The following is an 18,401-nucleotide window of genomic DNA, read 5'->3' as shown; positions in this document are numbered from 1 at the left end:
TCTTTCTTCTCCCCTGTTGCTCAGAGCGCCGCTTTGTGGGTAGCTGGCCGAATTCCGGGTCACGAGGTGGTCGTTCGCCGCGGACGGCGACGTCGGGCTCGGGCGAGGGAGATCAACGTGGTGTCGTGATCGTCACCGGCGCCCACCGTCAGCGAGCGAAGTTGTGACTCGAAGCACAGCTCGGCGTCGTACGGGTCGACCAGATAGCCGCCGAGTTCAAGCGTGACCAACCCGTGCAGCGCGATCCACATGGTCTGCCCGACCAGTAGCGGGTCGGACGGCCGGAAGCGACGCTGCTCGGTTGCCCGGGTCACGGCGTCCACCAGCGGCTCCAAGGTGTAGCGGCCGTGCTGGCGGTCACCGTCGCCGAGCGCGAACCCGCCAAGCGCCGAACTGCCGAACATGACCAGGTACAGCTGCGGATGGTCGAGTGCGTTGGCCCGGTAGGCCCAGCCGAGCGACATGATGTCGGCGACGGCGTCATTGGTGGCACGCACCGTGGCCATCCGCCGGTGCAGGCGGGCGAAGCCCTCGTGCACCATGGCCCGGACCAGGTTGTCCATTCCGCCGTAGTACGTGTAGACGACCGTGGTCGACGCACCGACCTCGGCGGCGAGGCGCCGGGTGGTCAGTGCGGCGGTGCCGCCCTCGGCCAGCAGCCGCGCGGCGGCTTCCAGGAGAGCGGCAGCCAGCTGCGGATCGACGCGGCGTGGACTCACGTTGACATGCTCTCATGCCGGGCGTATGGTCAACAACGTAACACCGTTACGTAACTACGAAATGTAACGGCGTTCGTACCGGTCGCAGGACCAGTGGAGGCCCTGATGAGCGTCATTGCCCACTCCGCGCCGACCGTCACCCGTCGACACACCCGGCATCCGGTTCCTGATGAGGTGACCGAGACCGAACTCGTCGTCACTGGTCAGCTGCCAGCCGAACTCGACGGCTGCCTGGTGCGGATCGGCCCGGACCCGATCCGGCCCTCCCCTCGGGAACACTCGCTCGTCGGCGACGGTGCGGTGCACGGGGTACGCCTGGGGCACGGCACCGCGCTGTGGTACCGCAACCGGTGGATCCGCACCGACCGGGTTGCCCGGGACCGTGGTGAGCTGCCGCTGCCGGGTCCCCGGCACGGGCTGTCGGACAACGCGAACGCCAACGTGATCCAGCACGCCGGGCGAACGCTGGCGCTCGGTGAAGCGGGTGTGCTGCCCATCGAGCTCGACGCCGAGCTGGAATCGGTGGCCCGGCTCGACTTCGACGCGACCCTGCCGCACGGATTCACCGCGCACGCCGAGGCGGATCCGGTCACCGGGGAGCTGTTCGCGGTCGCCTACTACCACGAGCTGCCCTATGTCGAGCACCTTGTCGTGGGCGTCGACGGACGGGTGCGGCGCAGCACCCGGATCGAGGTGGCCGGCACGCCGCTGATGCACTCGGTCGCCCTGACCGATCGGCACACCGTCCTGTTCGATCTGCCCGTCGCCTTCGACCCGCACCTGGCTGGCGCCGGGTCGCGCTTTCCGTACGCCTGGACGGACGGCCGACCGGCCCGGCTCGGCCTGCTGCCGAGGTCGGCCAGCGACGCCGACGTCCGCTGGTTCGAGGTCGACCCCTGCTACGTGTTTCATCCCGTCAACGCCTACGAGGCCGGCGATCACTGCGTCATCGACGTGATCCGGCACGAGCGGGTGTTCGACCGCGACCGACAGGCACCCGGCGAGTCGGCACCCACCCTGTGGCGGTGGACGGCGGACCTCATCGGCGGTTCGGTGTCGGCCGAGCAGATCGACGACATCCCGCAGGAGTTTCCCCGGATGGACGAGCGGCGTAAGACGATGCCGTACCGGTTCGCGTACACGGTGGCGATGCAGGGCGGTGACTCCGGCGTGCTGGGCGGATCGGCCCTGCTCCGGCATGACCTTGACCGGCGTGACGTCGCCGTGCACGACTTCGGCCCGGCGTGTGTGGCGGGCGAGGCCGTCTTCGTGCCGTCCGGTCCGTTCGGTGCCGAGGATGACGGTTGGCTGCTGACCTACGTGTACGACGCCCGGGACGACCGCAGCCGGCTGGTCGTGCTCGACGCCGCCGATTTCACCGGCCCGCCGGTGGCCGTCGTGCACCTGCCGGTACGCGTACCCAGCGGGTTCCACACGACCTGGATAGCCAACTGACAGCCCACCGGGCGGACGATTGCCGGGCACCGGACGAAGGCGTCCGCTGAACCACGCGCCCGGCATCGGCATCGGCGGATCACACCGATGCCGATGCCCGCCCCCGTCAAGGAATGGGGAAGAACGCGCGCACGAAACGGTCCCAGTTCCGATCGCCGATCGCCGCCCGCATCCTGGTCAGCAGCCGCGCGGGGACCCCGAGTCGGTAACGGACCCGTGGATTGGGGTGAGTCACTGCTTTCTCGATCACCTTGGCCACGTTTTCTGCCCGTACCGCCATCTTGCCGCGCAGCGGTGGGTTGTCGCTGAGGCGGTACGCCTGGTGCCACTGGACGAAGTAGTCCCAGAAGTCCTTGTACAAGGCCGGGTTGCCGTGCGCCTGCATACCCAGGTCGGAGACGCTGTCTGGGACGAACCCGCCGAGAATCGGCGACGGCTCGATCAGTACCACCTTGATGTTGAAGCGGGCTGTTTCGTAACGGAGCGAGTCGCCGATCGCCTCCAGCGCGTGCTTGGTGGCCTGGTAGTAGCCTCGTCCCGGAGTTGCGAACAATCCGAAGATCGACGACATCAGCACCACCCGGCCACCGCCCTGCTCCCGCATGCCGGGCAAGACCAACTGGGTAAGCCGGCACAGCCCGAAGACGTTCGTTTCGAACTGTGCTCGGACCTCGTCCATCGGCGTCTCGCCGATGGTGCCGTTGAGACTGTACGCGGCGTTGTTGATAAGCGTGCCGACCGCGCCGTGCTCATCGGTGATTCGCTTGACGACCTCGGCCATCGACTCTTCGTCGGTGACATCGAGATACATCACGGTGATACCTTCCGCGGCGAGATCAGCCAGCGCCTCGACGTTGCGTCCGGTGGCATAGACCGGCCAGCCCGCCCGGTGCAGTCGCAGCGCGGCGGCCCGGCCCGAGCCGGAGGACATGCCGGTGCCCGAGGAGGCCCCAGTCAACAGGATGGCACGGGAGAGTGTCATGATCGAGGTCCTTTCCGCCTAAGGTCACTCATCGCCCTGGCGGGCGACGCGGCTGCGGTCGGTCGAACTGCCCAGTCCCGTGGCGTCGACCAGCCGGTTGATGAAGGCAAAGAGGCTCGCGCAGAAGATCGCCTCCAGGATCTCGGCATCACTCCAGCCAGCTTCCATGGCGCGCGCCCAGTCCGCGTCAGTGATCTTGTATGCGCCGGTGCTGACCTTTTCGACCAGCTTCATCAGCGGCATCGTCCGCTCGTCGACTGGAAGTTCCTCGGCGGTCGAGGCGTCCGAGACCGCTTCGAGTAGTTCGTCGCTGCCCCCGAACTGCGCCAGGAACCAACTGTGTGTGCCGACGCAGTAAGGGCATCCGTTGAGCTTGGACGTCCAGGCGGAGATCAACTCCTTGAGGTGCCGAGGTAGCGTGTCGCCGTAGAAGACCCCGCGGTAGCCGGCGACGACAGCCTCGAGAAGCCGCGGGTTGGTCGAGGTGAGCCGGAACATGTCGGGCACGAACGGCAGTCCGGTAGCTTCCTTGATCTGCTGGTAGAGCTCAGCGGTTCGGCCCTCGGCATGCTCCTCGTCAATCAGCGGAACTCGGATCCCCGGCTGCTTGGTCGTCGTTTCCATCGAACGTTCTCCTCCGTGAGCGGGTGCCAAGTCTGCTCGTACATCAGCTTCGTCTCTCGCATGCACGCACCAAATCCGTCGAGTGTTGGCACGGCTGCGTTGAGTAGCTGTCGCGCAGAACGGCGTGTCCGGGCGGCGGCCGGACGATGATTTCGTCGCCCCATGATGGCACATCGTGCTGGAGTTTGTGCTCTCTCAGGTTGCTCTTTGCGATGCATTTTGACGTCGGCAATAGAAGACGCTAGGGCATCCGGAACCTCTGGCTAGTGGCAGTATTTACCGATAGTCTGTTACCCAACAATGGAACGAACGAGGTATATGATGCGAGCAAATCCTCTGCGCCAGGCGCTGAGCAGGTTGGGGCTGTCGCAGATTCGCTACGTCTCCGCTGTACGGCCAGGGCAGTCGGGTGATCTCGTTGCCCGGGTGTACCAGCAGATGGAGGACGATTTCGGGGTGGTGGCGCCGCCGATCGCGTTGCACGCGGTGGCGCCGGAGATGCTCGCCGCGTCCTGGTCGCTCCTGCGTGAGACCCTGATCGTGCCCGGACCGGCCTCGCGACTGGCCAAGGAGGCGGTCGCGACGGCGGTATCAGCGGTCAACGCCTGCCCCTACTGCGCGATGATCCACAACAGCACCCTGACCTTGCTCGGCTCACGCCGACCGGAGGAGCCCGGTTCCAGCGATCCGGCGTTGGACGACGTCGTCGAGTGGGTGTTGTCGGTGGAGCGGCTCGACGACGGGGCAAGCCTGCCGTTCCCGGAGTCACAGCTGCCGGAGCTGGCCGGGGTAGCGCTGTTGCTGCACTATCTCAACCGGATGGTCAACGTGTTTCTGCGAGAGGTACCGCTACCACCCCGGGTGCCCGAGTTCGCGTTGCCGGCCGTGCTGCGCCTGCTCGGTCGGGTCACGGCAGCGCCCGCGCGTCGGGCGCATCCGCCGGGAGCGGCACTGGCCATGCTGCCATCAGCCGAACTGCCAGCCGACCTGGCGTGGGCGGCTGGCAACGAGACCGTCGCCCAGGCGTACGCCCGGGCAACCGCCGCGATCGACGCCGCCGGCGTTCGTTCTGTCCCGGCGGAGGTCCGTGCGCTGGTCGGGGAGCAGCTCGTCCAGTGGCGTGGAGGTCCGCGCGGAATCAGCAGATCATGGGTCGAAGACCTGATCACGCGGGTCGCGACGGAACAGCAGCCAGTCGCCCGGCTCGCTTTGCTGGTCGCCTTTGCGTCGTATCAGGTTGATCCATCCGTCATCGAGCGGTGCCGCCAAGTCGGGACGGACGACCGCACATTGATCGAATTGTCCTCTTGGGCGGCAATGGCCGCCGCCCGCCGTCTCGGAGAGTTACTGTCGGCCCATCTGACCAGGTGAGCTGCCAGACGGTCGGACAGAAAGGGCATCGCGGGTATCCACACCTAGAAGTGTCATCTACATCGTGGCTGAGAGCAATAAAGTCTACCTATGGACATACTAATTCCACTCGATTTATGCTAGCGTCATGAGTCATCCGGGCCGGTCAGGACGTAGGCAGCAACGAGTGGTCTGATCCGTCGGACCACAGCTCCCAGGGTAGGACGCCGATCAGGCTGTCTGCCTCCGCAAGCATTCTGGTAGATCGAATTGCCCATCTCGGGCAGTGCCACGGCGCCGTGGTACCCGCCTGGGCAAGGCAACGTTCGTCGAGCGGCGGTACTCCGAACAACATGGGAAGCCTAGCGCGCGAGTGAACCGTTCGAGGGCGTCGTATCGTGTCGGGATTGAATGGAGCTGATTCGCAATGCATAATGCTGTAGAGCGGGCAATTTCGATCATGTGGGACCGCTACCACGAGCCCCTCTCACTTGAGATGATGGCTGACTCCGCCTTCCTTAGCCGATTCTACTTCTCTCGATTGTTCCGGTCGAAAACCGGCACGTCTCCAGGTAGATTTCTGACAGCAATTCGGCTATACAAGGCCAAGCATCTGCTGTTGGAGACGGACATGAGCGTCACCGACATAGCCTACGCGGTCGGCTACAACAGCCTTGGCACCTTCATCAGCCGGTTCACCCGCAGTGTCGGCATCTCACCAGCCCGCTACCGCTGGCTCGCCGAACACGGGATTCCGCAACTGTCCCGCCCCCAGGCCAACGGCACCCGCCGGTCCGGGACCATCAGGGGCCGGGTCACTCTGCCTACGATCGACGTCCCAGTAAAGATCTACGTCGGCGCCTTCGAAAGCCCAATCGTGCAAGGGATACCCGCAACCTGTGACATTCTCGATGGACCAGGCGAGTACCTGCTCCGCGATTTGCCAGAGGGCGAGTGGTATCCGCGGGCAGCAGCGATGGCGATGACGATCGAGGAGCTTTCCGCTCTTCCCTCGACTCGTCGGCCGGTGGCGGTCGGCGCGTACGAGCCGCTGCGGGTAACTGCCGGCGCCGACATCACAGTAGACATCGAACTGCATGCGACCGGGGTCTTTGACTTGCCAATCCTCATCGCGTTGCCGGAGTTGGACGGCCGGGTGGCCGCAGGACGTGGTCGCCGCGGCCGCAGTCGTGGCCGTGATGGACGACGCTCTCCCGTAGAGACGCGCGTTCTGAACAAGACGTAAGTGCGATAAGGACGCCGGGCACGAGCGCCGGTCTGATCGACGGCTGCACTCAGTGCCCGGCCCCGCGGTTGTCGGAGTCCATATGGTTGGTGCGAGAGTCGCAAGAAGCGTCGTCGGTGACGCGGCGTCCGATCAGCCAGGCTGGTCGACGTGGGAGACGGCGGATCGGCCGAGGCGGGCGGGTAGCCGGTCGTCCCCGCCGCTGTCGCCGAGCAGCGGGGCACGACAGCGGGCCGGATTTTCGCCGCACTGCGCGGCGACCTGCTGTCGGCACATCACCGCAGCCCCCAGTAGAATCGTGACCCCGCATGCCGCGCTAGACACTACAAGGCACAATTTTGAAACGGCTCCGGTGCCTGACTGTCAACGAGCGCCGTCGGGAGCGTCGGGCACGGTGAACGGGCCCCACGTGAAGGCCGAAAGCCAGCCGGCGGGATCGGCGCTCCATTGCAGTGCATGGATTTGCTCCGCGCTGCGGCGTCCGGACAAGGCCAGGTAGACGTCGTACCAGGGCCCGGACATCACCGCGGCCGGTACGCCCTCGCCCGCCTGCCACTGCCCGTGTTCGGTCTCGATCCGCACCGCCGGCAGCCGGTGTGTCCGCACTGCGGCTGAAAAGCCCTTGACCAGTATCCCCATCGCGATCGGACGCGCGGGATGGTCGATCGGTGGCGGAACGCCCAGCGCCCAGCGAAGATCCAGCTCGTGGGTAAAGGTGTCCATGATGAGAATGCCGCGGTCGATACTGAACGGCATTGATAAAAATTGGTCAATTGGTTCGGCGTACCGCTCCCACCTGTCGAGCAAGCCGCGGACCGCCGCGTCGGATGTCGGTACGTCGGCGGTCACGGAGGTCGCAGTCCGCTCAACGGGTGTGATCACCAGGACCGGCTTGTTCGCTGCAGCCCCGGCCACAGCGGAGTCGTCGACCGAGGTTACCCGTGCGTTGACCCGGGCGGCGACATCGACCAGGTGAGTGACGAGATCTCTGACTGTCCAGTCAGGGCAGCTGGGCACCACGGCCGTCATCGCCAGCCGCCGGCCGCCGAGCAGATCGGCCACGTTTCGGCGGATCATCCGGTAGGCGGTGGCCAGCGGCGCGGCGTCGGCCGAATCTCGGCTGAGGCGGTCGGCGGGGATGCTGGTCATGATGAGCTTCTCTCTTGTCGTGACGGCGTCGCCTCACAGGACAGCCGCCCGGTCCGGCGGCTATGCGGCTGCCGGAGTCTCGGCAGAGTCAGATAGCTCGGCAGCGGCAGCGGCACCGGCCTGCGCGGCGGTCAGCCGGCCGGTGTCGTGCAGCCAGCGCACAGTATCGGCGAGTGTCCGGCTGAACGGACGTGGCACCAGACCTCGCGCGGGCGCGGTGTCTCCGGACCGCGCGTCGCACGCGCAGACGTAGCAGGCGCCGTACTCGGCCGGGATGTGCCAGGGCCAGACCCGCTGCGCCACATCGACCAGCCGGGCGAACGGCAGCATCGTGCGGGCGGGCAGGAACAGCGTCGGCAGACTCCGACCGGTCACCGCCCGGACCGTGTCGACGTATTCGCGGGTGCTCACGTAGCGTCCAGGGCCGATGTACCGGTCCAGGCCGTCGCTCGGTACGGTGAGCAGCGCCGCGTGCAGGGCTGCGGTGTCGCGCACGTCGCCGACCGGAAAACCACCGGTCGGCCAGATCGGCATCATGCCACGCAACATGTACCGTAGTCGGCTGGTCTGGTCGCCGAGCTTGGGATCGTGTGGACCGAGCAACGCCGGCGGATAACTGATCACGACTGGGGCGCCCTCCTCCTGGTGCCGCCGTGCGATCCGTTCCGCCGCTGCCTTGCTGGCGAGGTAGGTCTCCTTCGCGTTGCCGACCGGCGACCAGGGTACGACCAGGCCACCTGGCGCCGGCAGCATGGCCCCGAAAGTCGACACGTAGATGGTGCGGGCCACGCCGGCCGACCGGGCGGCTGCCAGCACCAGTTCGGTGCCACGCACGTTGATACGCCGGGTTTCTCCATGTCGGCGAGCATCGAACGAGTAGACGGAGGCCGCGTGCAGCACCGCGTCGCTCCCCCGGACCGCAGCCGTGACGTCCTTCTCGTCGGTGACGTCGCCCGCCATCACCTCGATCAGGTCGGGGGGCACACCCAGCGGCGACAGCGCCCGGTCCACGCCCGTGGCGTCACGGGCCATTATCCGAACCCGATGCCCGGCGGCGACCACCGCGGCGGCGGTATGCGCGCCGACCAATCCGGTGCCCCCGGTGATCAATACCAACATCCCCGGACTCCCTTCAACCAGTTCGACCGGTCCGATCGTGCCTTGCCGGACAAAGCTTCGCTTCTTTGCTCGTGCCTATGTCGACACAGCTTTGCCACATCCGCAGGGCAATTGAGGAGTGGTCGACCAGCTCGACAGACGGGACGATTAAGTAGCAGGTTTGTCTTATTTGGAGAAATTGGAGTATCAGGTGGCCGGTACCATTCGCGCGCTCCGGCGTCGAGTCTTGACCCCCGATGTCTCGCAGACCCAGGTCGCGGTACGCGGCTTTCACGACAAGGGACCAGAGTCCCAGGAAATCCTGGAATCCATCGGCGTGTCCTTCCTGGCCGGATTGTCATCGGCCGCCGGTGCCCGCCGGACGACCGACGTCGATACCGATCTCACGGATATCCCGACCCGCTTTCAGGGCTTCGCGTATGAGGGCGCGGGCATGGGATTCGCGCTCGTCGACGCGATCACCCCGGGAACTCCCCGACGGAGTGCCGAGTTTCTGGCCGGCAGCGGCAGCGATCACGTGTACATGGCCTACGTCGGTATCGGGTGGGCCCTTGCCCGACTGCCCCGGTTCCTCTGGCGGCGGGCCAGTGCCGCGGCGACCGATCCGCTGCTTCGCTGGCTGGTCCTCGACGGGTACGGGTTCCACCAGGCGTACTTCCGCACCGCCGAGTACGTACACGGTCGGCGCGCGGTGCCGAGCTTTCCGTGGCCGCCACAGGGTCCGGCGTCCTACGCGGCCCGAGTCGTCGACCAGGGCATCGGCCGGGCCATCTGGTTCGTCGCCGGCACCGACCCGACACTCGCCGCAGACCTGATCGACGCCTTCCCGGCCCACCGCCACCAGGATCTGTACAGCGGCGCCGGCCTGGCCGCTACGTACGCCGGCGGTGTCACCGAGGAGGAACTGCACATCTTCCGGCACCGCTGCGGCCAGCACGCACCCTTCGTCGCTCAGGCCAGCGCCTTCGCGGCGCAGGCCAGAGTACGGGCCGGGCTCCTGGTCCCGCATACCGACCTCGCCACCAGGGTGTTCTGTCGCACTGGTGCCATCGAGGCCGCCCGAATCACCGACGAGGAGATTCCGAGCGCCCCGTCGCGATCCGCGCTACCCGATTACGAGGTATGGCGGTGCGCGATCGCCGATCGGTTCCGTGCCGACGTGACGGCGCAGCCCTGACCGGTTCGCCCCGGTGCGCTTCCCGCGATCGCCCGTCCGCTCGGCGGCGGATCGGCATCGCCCGCCCTACCCCGCAGGGGTTTGTCCCTTCCCGGCTCGACCACCGGAATACCCACGGAAGGACTCCGATGACCTCGCTAGCCGAACCGCCGAGTCGTCTTCACCCGCCCGGACCCTCGTCCTGGTCGGCGCCGGGGTTGTTGTCCCGGATGGCCCGCAACCGACTGGACGTGATGCGGTCGGTGTCTGCCCGCTACGGCGACGCCGTGCGGCTGCCGTTGGGCCCCAAGACGCTCTACTTCTTCAATCATCCGGACCATGCCAAGCACGTGCTCACCGAGAATCCTGGCAACTACCACAAGGGTATCGGCCTGGTCCACGCTCGCCGCACCCTCGGCGACGGTCTGCTGACCAGCGAGGGTGAGCTCTGGCAGAAGCAGCGCAAGACGATCCAGCCGGTGTTCCAGGCACGGCGCATCGCCCGTCAGGCCGGCGCGATCGCCGAGGAAGCGGTCGGTATGGCCGACCGTCTGCAGGCGATCGCCGGTCGCGACGAGCCCGTCGACATCCGGCACGAAATGACCGAGTTGACCCTCGGTGTACTCGGCCGGACGCTGCTGGACACCGACCTGAGCGAGTTCGGCGGGATCGGCGACGCCTTCGAAGCGGTCCAGGACCAGGCCATCTTCGAGATGATGTCGCTTGGCGCGGTGCCGACCTGGATGCCGCTGCCCCGCCAGTTGCGCTTCCGCCGTGCCCGCAACGAGCTGCAGGACGTCGTCGACCGGCTGGTCGCCCGGCGTCGGGCGGAGCCGGGCGGCTTCGAGGGCCGCGACGACGTCGTGTCCCGGTTGATCACGTCGACCAGCCAGGAGTCGGACCCGCGGGTCGGCCGGCAACGCATGCGCGATGAGCTGGTGACCCTGCTGCTGGCCGGTCACGAGACCACGGCGAGCACGCTGACCTGGGCGTTCTATCTGCTCGATCAGCATCGTGAGGTGTGGGACCGGGTCCACGCCGAAGCTGTCGAGGTGCTTGGCGACCGGACACCGGTCTACGAGGATCTGCACCAGCTGCGGTACACCGCGATGGTCGTCGACGAGGTGATGCGGCTCTATCCGCCGGTATGGCTACTGCCCCGGATAGCGCAGGGCGACGACGACGTCGGTGGCTACCACGTGCCGGCCGGGGCCGACCTCGTGCTGTGCCCGTACACGCTGCATCGGCATCCGGAGTTCTGGCCCGACCCGGACCGGTTCGACCCGACGCGTTTCGAGCCGGGCAATGCAGCGGACCGGCCACGGTACGCCTACATCCCGTTCGGGGCCGGACCACGCTTCTGCGTCGGCAACAACCTCGGCCTGATGGAAGCCGTGTTCGTCATCGCGGCCGTCGCCCGCCGACTGCGGCTGTCCGTACGGCCGGGTCACCGGGTGGTGCCGGAGCCGATGCTGACGTTGCGGATCCGTGGTGGTCTGCCGATGCACGTCCACGCCGTCTGACGCGGCTGATCGGCTTCCTGCCCCACATATAGGCGCGGCCGGTGCCCTCCGGGCACCGGCCGCGCCGTCGTCCGGGCGCCTGGCGACGGGCCGGCGACGGGCCGGCCACTGACCGGCCACTGACCGGCCACGGACCGGCCACGACATGCGGCCGGGTGGCCCCGCCACGGCGGGACCACCCGGAAAGGACGCGGTCGCGTTCAGCGTCGGTCGGCTACCTCAGCGTCGGTCGGCCACCTCCATGAAGCGACCACCGTGGAACAGCAGCGCTTCGCCGCTGTCACCGCGGCCGACGCCCAACACCGAGCCGAGGAAGATCGAGTGGTCGCCGCCGTCGTAGACCGCGGCCAGCTTGCATTCCACCCAGGCCAGGCTGCCGGAAACGATCGGTGCGCCGGTGTGCCGCCCCGGCCAGTAGTCCACCGTCTCGAACTCCCGCTCGTCACGGGGACGTGCGGAACTCGCGAAGTAGCGGGCCAACCCTTCCTGCGCGGCCGCCAGGATCGACACCGCGAAGGTCCCCTGAGCCAGGATGGTCGCGTGCATCACCGCGGTGCGCTTGACACAGACCAGCGCCATCGCCGGCTCCAGCGAGACCGAGGTGAAGGCGTTCGCGGTCATCCCGTGCGGCAGGCTCGTCCCAGAGGTGATCAGCGTGACGCCGGTGGCGAACATGCCCATCACGGCCCGCAACTCGGCGTGCTGGTTCTTGTCGACGGCGATTTCCGTCTGCTGTTCCGTCGTCACCGCTCAGCCCTCCCTCACGCCTTCGAGCACCTGTCGCTGCTGGCCGTTGCCGGTGACGGCGTACTGCGACAACGCGATCCGCAGTCCGTCCGGCACCCGCGTCGGCCGGGTGTCCGTGTTCGGTCCCCGCATGCAGGCGATCCGCTGCCGGCCACGGGCGACGAGTTCCTCGAATCCGTCCCGCAGGCGCACGTAGTCGAACGCGAATCCGATCTGGGTCTGCGTAAGGTCCTCCAACCGCATCCGGATCGACAACTCGTCGAACGCGCTGATCTCGGCGAAGAACTCGCACTCGCACTTGAGCGTGAAGAGTTTGAGGTCGTCACGGATGTCGGCCAGCACGTCCGGAGCACGGTCGCGGAGGAACATCTCCCGGCACCGGCCCTGCCACCGCAGATAGTTGACGTAGTAGACGTTGCCCACCAGGTTGGTTTCCTCGAAGCCCACCAGGTGTCGGTACTCGTAGTAGGACTCCATGACTCACCTGCTCCCGTCCGCAGACATCGCGAACACCACCGGGTCACCGACTCCGAGCAGCGACGTGGCGAAGGTGGCGATCCGGGTCGGGCCGCAGCGCAGGGCGACCCAACCTGCCGACGCATTGGGTTCGGCGGCCAGGTCCACCCGGGCGTGGCCGTTCTTGCGCAGACACTCGATGGCACCCCAGACACGCGTCGCCGAAACCGACAGGTCCTCGCCCTGCTCACGCGCGACGAGCGTGGCCAGGGCCATGCCGTCCGCGCCAAGCAGGTCCGTCCACTCCTGGTCGGTACGCGCGGCGGCCACCTCGACGTCGCAGCCGACCGGCGTTGCGCCGACGACGGCCAGGGTCACCCCGGCACCGTGCGACGCCGAAATGTGCGTGCCGGGCACTTCCGGTTTGCCGTCCGGGCGGTAGCGAACCTGCGTCTCGGCACCCAGTGCCCAGGCGACCGCCTTGCCGGTCTGCTCCCGCCGGGCGTCCGCCCCGGTCGCTCCCGGGTCGTCCGGCCGTACCACGACCCGCAGGTCAGGTGACAGGAACGCGCCGATCCGCCGTTCCACATAAGGCCCGACGAGTGCCGGCAGCCATGGTCCGGTGCCGTCCAGCTTACGTACCGCGTGCAGCCGGAGTCCGATCCACCGCTCGACGAGGTTGCCGTCGGCGTCGCAGACGTCCACGTCGTAGTGGTAGGTGTCGCCCTCTCTGGCACGCTCCACCGCGTGAATGGTGACCGTGTTCAAGGTGCCGGCGACCTTCGCGTCGGCCAACTGCAATCGTTCGATCGCCCCCGGAAGCAGGGTGGCATCGGGTACGCAGCACTGCAGTGCGTGCATCACCGCGTCCCTGGTGCCCGGGTCGCCGAGCACCAGTTCACCCGGGCGGTACCGGGCGAACCAGGGGGCGAGCGGCTGGTTCGACACCTGTGCCACACAACTGGTGGCGGCCAGATCCAGGTAGCCCCGCAGCCGTTGGAACCGCAGCCCCTGGAACAGCACCGGACCGTACAGGTCGCGGGCCGGATCGATGGGCAGCAGCCGCGCGGGGTCGGCGGCTGGTCGCGTCTGCGCGCGGGCCGGCAGTTCGTAGCGTATCCGCGCCCGGAAGTGGTCGGCCTGGAACGAGGTGTCGTCGCTGCGGATCACCGCGTCGACGGACCCGTCCGCGGCGGCGAGCACGGCGATCCGGATGGTGTTGCTGCCCTGCGGAGGCACCACGATCGGGCGCAGCAGCTCGACGTTCTCCAGGATCGGTGTCTCGGTACGTCCGGTCAGCGCCCGCGCGGCCTGTGCCATCGCCTCCATGCCCAGCACGGCCGGCAGCAGCAGATCACCGTCGAGCAGGTGGTCCGGTAGGTAGAGGTCGTCGGCGGCGGTCAGGTCCGCGTCGACGACCAGCTCGACTCCGGGGTAGTGCACCTGCTGCCGGTCGAGGAACCGCAACAGCGGTAGCTCCCGTCGCTCCATGGTGATCGTCGGCAGGCCGTCGGAACGGCCCATCACGACCATCGCCTGCGGGGCGGTCGGGCTGGCCAGCACCTGCGTGAGCATCGCGATGCCGTCCTCGACCGGGATCGGCGAGATGCCGTCGCGGGTCAGTGTCTCCAGCACCCCCAGCCGCTCGCCCATGCCGGCGCCGGACCACACCGACCATTCCAGCGCCAGACAGCGGATGTGCGGGTAGTCCTCGCCGATCCGGCGAGTCAGATCGGTCATCCAGTCGTTGGCGGTGGCGTAGTGCGCCTCGCCGCGCAGGCCGGCCCGGCCGATGATGCTGCCGAAGGTGACCAGCAGACGCAACGCGTGCGGATCGGTCGCGGCGAGCACCGCCTCCAGGCCGTCGATCTTGGGTGCCAGGGTACGGCGGAAGGTCGCCTCGTCGAGCGCGGCCAGTGGCGCCGGTTCGTTGCGCCCGGCTCCGTGCAGCACCGCGGTGACCTGCCCCAACGCCCGCTCAATGTCGTTCACGGCGGCTTTGACCTGGTCCTGTGCGGTGATGTCGGCACGGGCGTAGTGGAACCGGACCCCGGCCGCGCGAAGGCGGTCCAGGTTCGCCGACAGTTCGGCGTCCGCAGCCGGATCGGAGCGGCCGAGCAGACCGACCGCGGTGCCGGTGTCCCGGCCGAGCGCCAGCGCGCACTCGGCCGTGATGCCCTTGCCGCCGCCGGTGACCAGCAGGACGTCCGCTGGACCGAGGCCGGCGTCGTCGCCCGGCGGCAGTGAGACCGGCCGCAACACCGGCTCGTACCGCGTCCCCGCCGAGTCGTAGTGCACCTCGGCGAAGCCGGTCGTGGCGGCGACGTCCGCCACGATCCGGGTGACCGCGTCATGCAACGCCGCTGCCTGCGGTTCGTCCGGCATCGGCACGACGACGACCGTGGTGGCGATGTCCGGATGCTCCTGGTGCAGGGTCTTCGCCAGACCGGCTGCGGAGCGCCGGTCACCGACCGCGACGAACCGGACCGTCGACCGCGCCGACAGCGCTGCCCGGGTCGCGCGCAACATCACCGGGATGTGCTCCGCCTGGCCTTCGCGGGGCAACGCGAGCAGCACGCCGTCACCGATCCTCGCCTGGCGTAGCGCTGCGGCGAGCGGCTCGGCGATCGGGGCGGGCCCGGCGCCGAACACCTGCCAGTCGCCGTCGGTGCGGGCATTCGCGGCGGCCGGACCGACCTCGGTCGGCACCAGATCCACCGCGAATGCCCGCACCCACGGTGCCACCCCGGGCACGACCTGGTTCGCCTCGTCGGCGGTCTGGTCGGCGCTGCCCGCGGCGTCGTCGAGGATCTGCGCGATCTCGGCAACGGTCGCGGTGGCGTAGCTGGAGGTCAGGGTCGGTGCCGGCACGTCCAGTTCCCGTGCCGCCTGGTTGACGATCTGACCGACCGTGATCGAGCTCAGATGCAACTCGTCCAGCGGCCGGCTGTCCGGGCGTACCGCTTCCAGTGGTAGCTCCGCCCGCTCGGCGGCGAGCCGGCGCAACACCTCCAGGCTTCCGGCGCCGTGGGCGCCCCCGCTGCCGATGGCACTGTGCGCGGTGCCGTGTTCGGCTGCCGGGGCGTCGTCGGTCGGCTGGGTGCCGGCCGACCGGGCGACGGCGTGATCGCCGGTCGGGGCCGACTCGGCCGGGCTGGCGAAAAAGCGCAGCGGCCGGCCGGGCTCCAGCGGCCGGGTGAACCGGTCCTGAAACAGAGCTCCGTGGTCGATCGGAACCCCGAGCGCGTAGGCGGCGCCGGCCGCGTTCAGCAGCCCGGCCAGCGACAGGCTGTCGGTCTCCAACGAGATGGTCGGCACCGCCGAAGCGATCTCGCTGGCCAGGCCCCGCAGGATCCGGCCCGGCCCGACCTCCAGCAGCAGGTCGCTGGTCTCGGCGAGCCGGCTCACCGCCTGGGTGAACCGTACCGGTTCCAGCACCTGCCGACGCAGCAGGTCGGCCACGTCGGTATCGGTGGCTACCGGCGTCCCGGTCACGGTGGACACGATGGTACGGGTCATCGGCGTGAACGCCTGACCCGCCAGGTGCTCACCGAACGCCACCGCCGCCGGGGCGACGGCCTCCGAGTGGAAGGCGTGCGACACCGCGATCCGGGTCCAGAACAGCCCCTGCCGGTCGGCCCGCTGACCGACCTGCTCGACGGCGGCGATCGGACCGGACACCACGGTCTGCTGCGGGCTGTTGTAGCCGGCGATGACCACCGGTGTGTCCACGAGCAGTGGCTGCACCACCTCGGGCGCGGCGGAGATACTCGCCATGGTGCCGTCTCCGGCACTGGCCTCGGCCATGATCCGGCCACGGGCCGCCGCCGTCTCCAGCAGTGTGCGCTCGTCCATCGCGCCCGCCCAGTGCAGGGCGGTCAACTCGCCGAGACTGTGTCCGGCCGCGGCGCTCGCCTCGATGCCCAGCATGGACAGTACCCGCAGGCCGGCGACCGAGGCCGTGACGATCCGCGGCTGGGCGACCGACGTGGCGACCAGGTCTGCCCCGGCCGGCGGCTGATATGCCTGGTAAAGCGCCTCGACTTCCTCGAACCGGCGACGCAGTGCGCCGCCGTCGGCCCGCCGGCCGGCACCTTGACCGGGGAACAGGAAGCCGATCCGTGGTCGGTCACCGGGCTCGGCCTTCGCCCCGAGGAACACGCCGTTGCCGGCGTCGACGACGGTGCGCTCATCATCGTCGATCAGCTCGATCAGCCGCTGCATGCCGCGGGTCGCCTGCTCGGGCGAGCTGGCGACGACCGCCGCCCGTACCGGCCGGTCGCCCAGCTGCCCGGCCAGTGCCGCGGACAGATCACCGATCTCGGCATAGGACAGCCGGGCCACCCAGGGTGCCAACTCGGTCAGCCGATCGCCCAGTTCCTCGACGCTGCGGCCGTCGAACAGCAGCAGTTCGGCGTCCTGTCGTGAGCGGACCAGCGCGGCGGTCGCCGCGCCGATCCGGGTACGCCGGGCGCTTTCCGCGCTTTCCACCACGATGTGGGCGTTGATCCCGCCGAAGCCCATCGACGAGACGGCGGCCCGGATCGGCTTGTCCGACGGCCACAGTTCGGCGGTGGTCGGCACCCGCAGCGCGGGCCGTTCCACGTCCAGCTCCGGGTGGGTCTCGACGTGTCCGGTAGCCGGCGGGATCACCTGCTGGCGTACCGCGAGAATCGCCTTGAGCAGACCGGCGATCCCGGCGGCGGCCTTGGTGTGACCGAAGTTGCCCTTCACCGTGCTGATCGCCGCCGGGGCGGCCTGCGGGTCGGCCTCCTGGCGGGCCTCGGTGAAGGCCCGCAGCTCGGTGGCGTCACCGACGGCGGTACCGGTGCCGTGGCCCTCCAGGTAGGCGACGGTGTCGATACCGAAACCGGCCCGCTCGTACGCCCGGCGGATGGCCAGTCGGTGACCGCTCGCCTCGGGTCGGGTGATGCCACCCTTGCCGTCCGACGAATAGCCCCAGCCGGCGATGACGGCGTGCCGGCGCAGTCCGCGCGCGATGGCGTCCTCCTCGCGCATCAGCACCAGCATGCCGCAGCCCTCACCGGGCCAGAACCCGTTCGAGTTGCGGTCGTACACCCGCATCTCGGCGGTGGCCAGCGCACCGGTCTTGGCGAACCCGATGATCTCGAACGGATCGATGCTCAGGTCCACACCGCCGGCGATCGCCGCGTCCAGTTCTCCGTTGGCCAGCGCGTTGGCCGCGGTGGCCACCGACAGCAGCGACGACGAGCAGGCACCGTCGACGGTGTAGCCGCCACCCTTGAAGTCGAAATGGTTGCAGACCCGCCCGGCGATCGTGTTCGCCAGGCCACCGGCGAGAGTGTCCTCGTCGATGGGCGGGAAGGGTGCCTTGTAGCGGGGCTCCAACTCGTCCAGGAAGGAGGTCACTTCGCCGTCGTCCCAGCCCTGGTCGCGCAGGGCCGCGCCGACTGTGCGTCGTACGTACGGCCAGCGCAGTCGAAGCAGGTTGGCCCGGCTGAACTCGCCGGTGAGGGTGTTGCCGATGACCACGCCGGTGCTGGTCCGCGGCAGTCCTTCGCCGTCGGCGAAGCCGGCGTCGGCCAGCGCCCGGGCGACCGTGTCGAGAGCCAACCAGTGCGTCATGTCGGTGGACCGGAACGTGCTGCCGGCGATGCGGTACTTGACCCGGTCGAACTCGAACCCTTCCAACACCGCTGCCTTGGCGGCGTAGAAGCGGTCCGGCGCCGCCGGATCCGGCGAGTAGTAGTCCTCGTGGTTCATCCGCTCGTCCGGCAGGCGGCGGAAGGCCCGCCGGCCGGTCAGGACGTTCTCCCACAGTTCGTCGGTGGATCCTGCGTCGGGGTAGCGACAGGCGACCCCGACGACCGCGATTCGTGTGCTCATTGCCGTG

At 68.6% G+C, this 18,401-nt stretch carries 14 protein-coding genes and 1 pseudogene; 6 read left to right on the top strand and 9 right to left on the bottom strand.

The window, feature by feature from the left end; all coding sequences use genetic code 11:
* Nucleotides 1-59: 59 nt before the first annotated feature.
* Nucleotides 60-719, bottom strand: a complete 660-nt coding sequence (locus ACN27F_RS26265) for a TetR-like C-terminal domain-containing protein (RefSeq protein WP_421437896.1) — start codon at nt 717-719, stop codon at nt 60-62.
* Nucleotides 720-824: 105 nt separating this feature from the next.
* Here ACN27F_RS26265 and ACN27F_RS26260 point away from each other — a divergent pair, with 105 nt between their 5' ends.
* On the top strand, nt 825-2,174 hold the full coding sequence (locus ACN27F_RS26260; RefSeq protein ID WP_421437894.1) for a carotenoid oxygenase family protein: 1,350 nt from the start codon (nt 825-827) through the stop codon (nt 2,172-2,174).
* A gap of 106 nt (nt 2,175-2,280) precedes the next feature.
* Here ACN27F_RS26260 and ACN27F_RS26255 read toward each other — a convergent pair whose 3' ends face one another.
* Complete coding sequence (locus ACN27F_RS26255; protein ID WP_421437892.1) at nt 2,281-3,156, bottom strand: SDR family NAD(P)-dependent oxidoreductase; 876 nt, start codon at nt 3,154-3,156, stop codon at nt 2,281-2,283.
* Nucleotides 3,157-3,180: 24 nt separating this feature from the next.
* Nucleotides 3,181-3,780: a carboxymuconolactone decarboxylase family protein gene (locus ACN27F_RS26250; protein ID WP_421437891.1), complete on the bottom strand. Its 600-nt coding sequence runs from the start codon at nt 3,778-3,780 to the stop codon at nt 3,181-3,183.
* A gap of 321 nt (nt 3,781-4,101) precedes the next feature.
* Here ACN27F_RS26250 and ACN27F_RS26245 point away from each other — a divergent pair, with 321 nt between their 5' ends.
* The 3 genes and pseudogenes from ACN27F_RS26245 (at nt 4,102) to ACN27F_RS26235 (ending at nt 6,376) form a co-directional block, all read left to right on the top strand.
* Nucleotides 4,102-5,151: a carboxymuconolactone decarboxylase family protein gene (locus ACN27F_RS26245; RefSeq protein WP_421437890.1), complete on the top strand. Its 1,050-nt coding sequence runs from the start codon at nt 4,102-4,104 to the stop codon at nt 5,149-5,151.
* A gap of 406 nt (nt 5,152-5,557) precedes the next feature.
* Nucleotides 5,558-5,662: pseudogene (locus ACN27F_RS26240) on the top strand (AraC family transcriptional regulator); the annotation flags it as partial.
* Nucleotides 5,663-5,671: 9 nt separating this feature from the next.
* Nucleotides 5,672-6,376 carry a helix-turn-helix transcriptional regulator gene (locus ACN27F_RS26235; protein ID WP_421440455.1) on the top strand — a complete coding sequence of 235 codons (705 nt, stop codon included), beginning with the start codon at nt 5,672-5,674 and terminating at the stop codon, nt 6,374-6,376.
* Nucleotides 6,377-6,508: 132 nt separating this feature from the next.
* On the opposite strand, the gene ACN27F_RS26230 is transcribed toward ACN27F_RS26235, so the two are convergent.
* The 3 genes from ACN27F_RS26230 to ACN27F_RS26220 all read right to left on the bottom strand — a co-directional run bounded on the left by ACN27F_RS26230 (nt 6,509) and on the right by ACN27F_RS26220 (nt 8,644).
* The gene (locus ACN27F_RS26230; RefSeq protein ID WP_421437888.1) at nt 6,509-6,652 is read right to left on the bottom strand and encodes a hypothetical protein; all 144 of its coding nucleotides are present in this window, start codon (nt 6,650-6,652) and stop codon (nt 6,509-6,511) included.
* Nucleotides 6,653-6,739: 87 nt separating this feature from the next.
* Nucleotides 6,740-7,525 (bottom strand): maleylpyruvate isomerase family mycothiol-dependent enzyme, encoded by a 786-nt coding sequence (locus tag ACN27F_RS26225; protein ID WP_421437887.1) that lies wholly within the window; start codon nt 7,523-7,525, stop codon nt 6,740-6,742.
* A 60-nt stretch (nt 7,526-7,585) separates the two neighbouring features.
* Nucleotides 7,586-8,644, bottom strand: a complete 1,059-nt coding sequence (locus ACN27F_RS26220) for an NAD-dependent epimerase/dehydratase family protein (protein WP_421437885.1) — start codon at nt 8,642-8,644, stop codon at nt 7,586-7,588.
* Nucleotides 8,645-8,834: 190 nt separating this feature from the next.
* Here ACN27F_RS26220 and ACN27F_RS26215 point away from each other — a divergent pair, with 190 nt between their 5' ends.
* Together ACN27F_RS26215 and ACN27F_RS26210 are read left to right on the top strand one after the other, a co-directional pair.
* Nucleotides 8,835-9,821, top strand: coding sequence for a DUF1702 family protein (locus ACN27F_RS26215; RefSeq protein WP_421437883.1), 987 nt, complete (start codon nt 8,835-8,837; stop codon nt 9,819-9,821).
* Between the two features lie 128 nt (nt 9,822-9,949).
* Complete coding sequence (locus ACN27F_RS26210; RefSeq protein WP_421437881.1) at nt 9,950-11,323, top strand: cytochrome P450; 1,374 nt, start codon at nt 9,950-9,952, stop codon at nt 11,321-11,323.
* Nucleotides 11,324-11,542: 219 nt separating this feature from the next.
* Here the strand turns inward: ACN27F_RS26210 and ACN27F_RS26205 are convergent, their stop codons facing one another.
* The 3 genes from ACN27F_RS26205 to ACN27F_RS26195 all read right to left on the bottom strand — a co-directional run bounded on the left by ACN27F_RS26205 (nt 11,543) and on the right by ACN27F_RS26195 (nt 18,394).
* Entirely contained in the window at nt 11,543-12,004 is a 462-nt protein-coding gene (locus ACN27F_RS26205; RefSeq protein WP_421440453.1) for a flavin reductase family protein, read from the bottom strand.
* Nucleotides 12,005-12,073: 69 nt separating this feature from the next.
* Nucleotides 12,074-12,547 carry an acyl-CoA thioesterase gene (locus ACN27F_RS26200; RefSeq protein WP_421437879.1) on the bottom strand — a complete coding sequence of 158 codons (474 nt, stop codon included), beginning with the start codon at nt 12,545-12,547 and terminating at the stop codon, nt 12,074-12,076.
* Between the two features lie 3 nt (nt 12,548-12,550).
* Complete coding sequence (locus ACN27F_RS26195; protein WP_421437877.1) at nt 12,551-18,394, bottom strand: SDR family NAD(P)-dependent oxidoreductase; 5,844 nt, start codon at nt 18,392-18,394, stop codon at nt 12,551-12,553.
* Nucleotides 18,395-18,401 lie beyond the last annotated feature (7 nt).

The sequence above is a fragment of the Solwaraspora sp. WMMB335 genome (genome assembly GCF_049179075.1).
GTDB lineage: Bacteria > Actinomycetota > Actinomycetes > Mycobacteriales > Micromonosporaceae > Micromonospora_E.
Note: the sequence above shows the minus strand (reverse complement) of the source record. Positions and strands in the feature narration are given on the sequence as shown.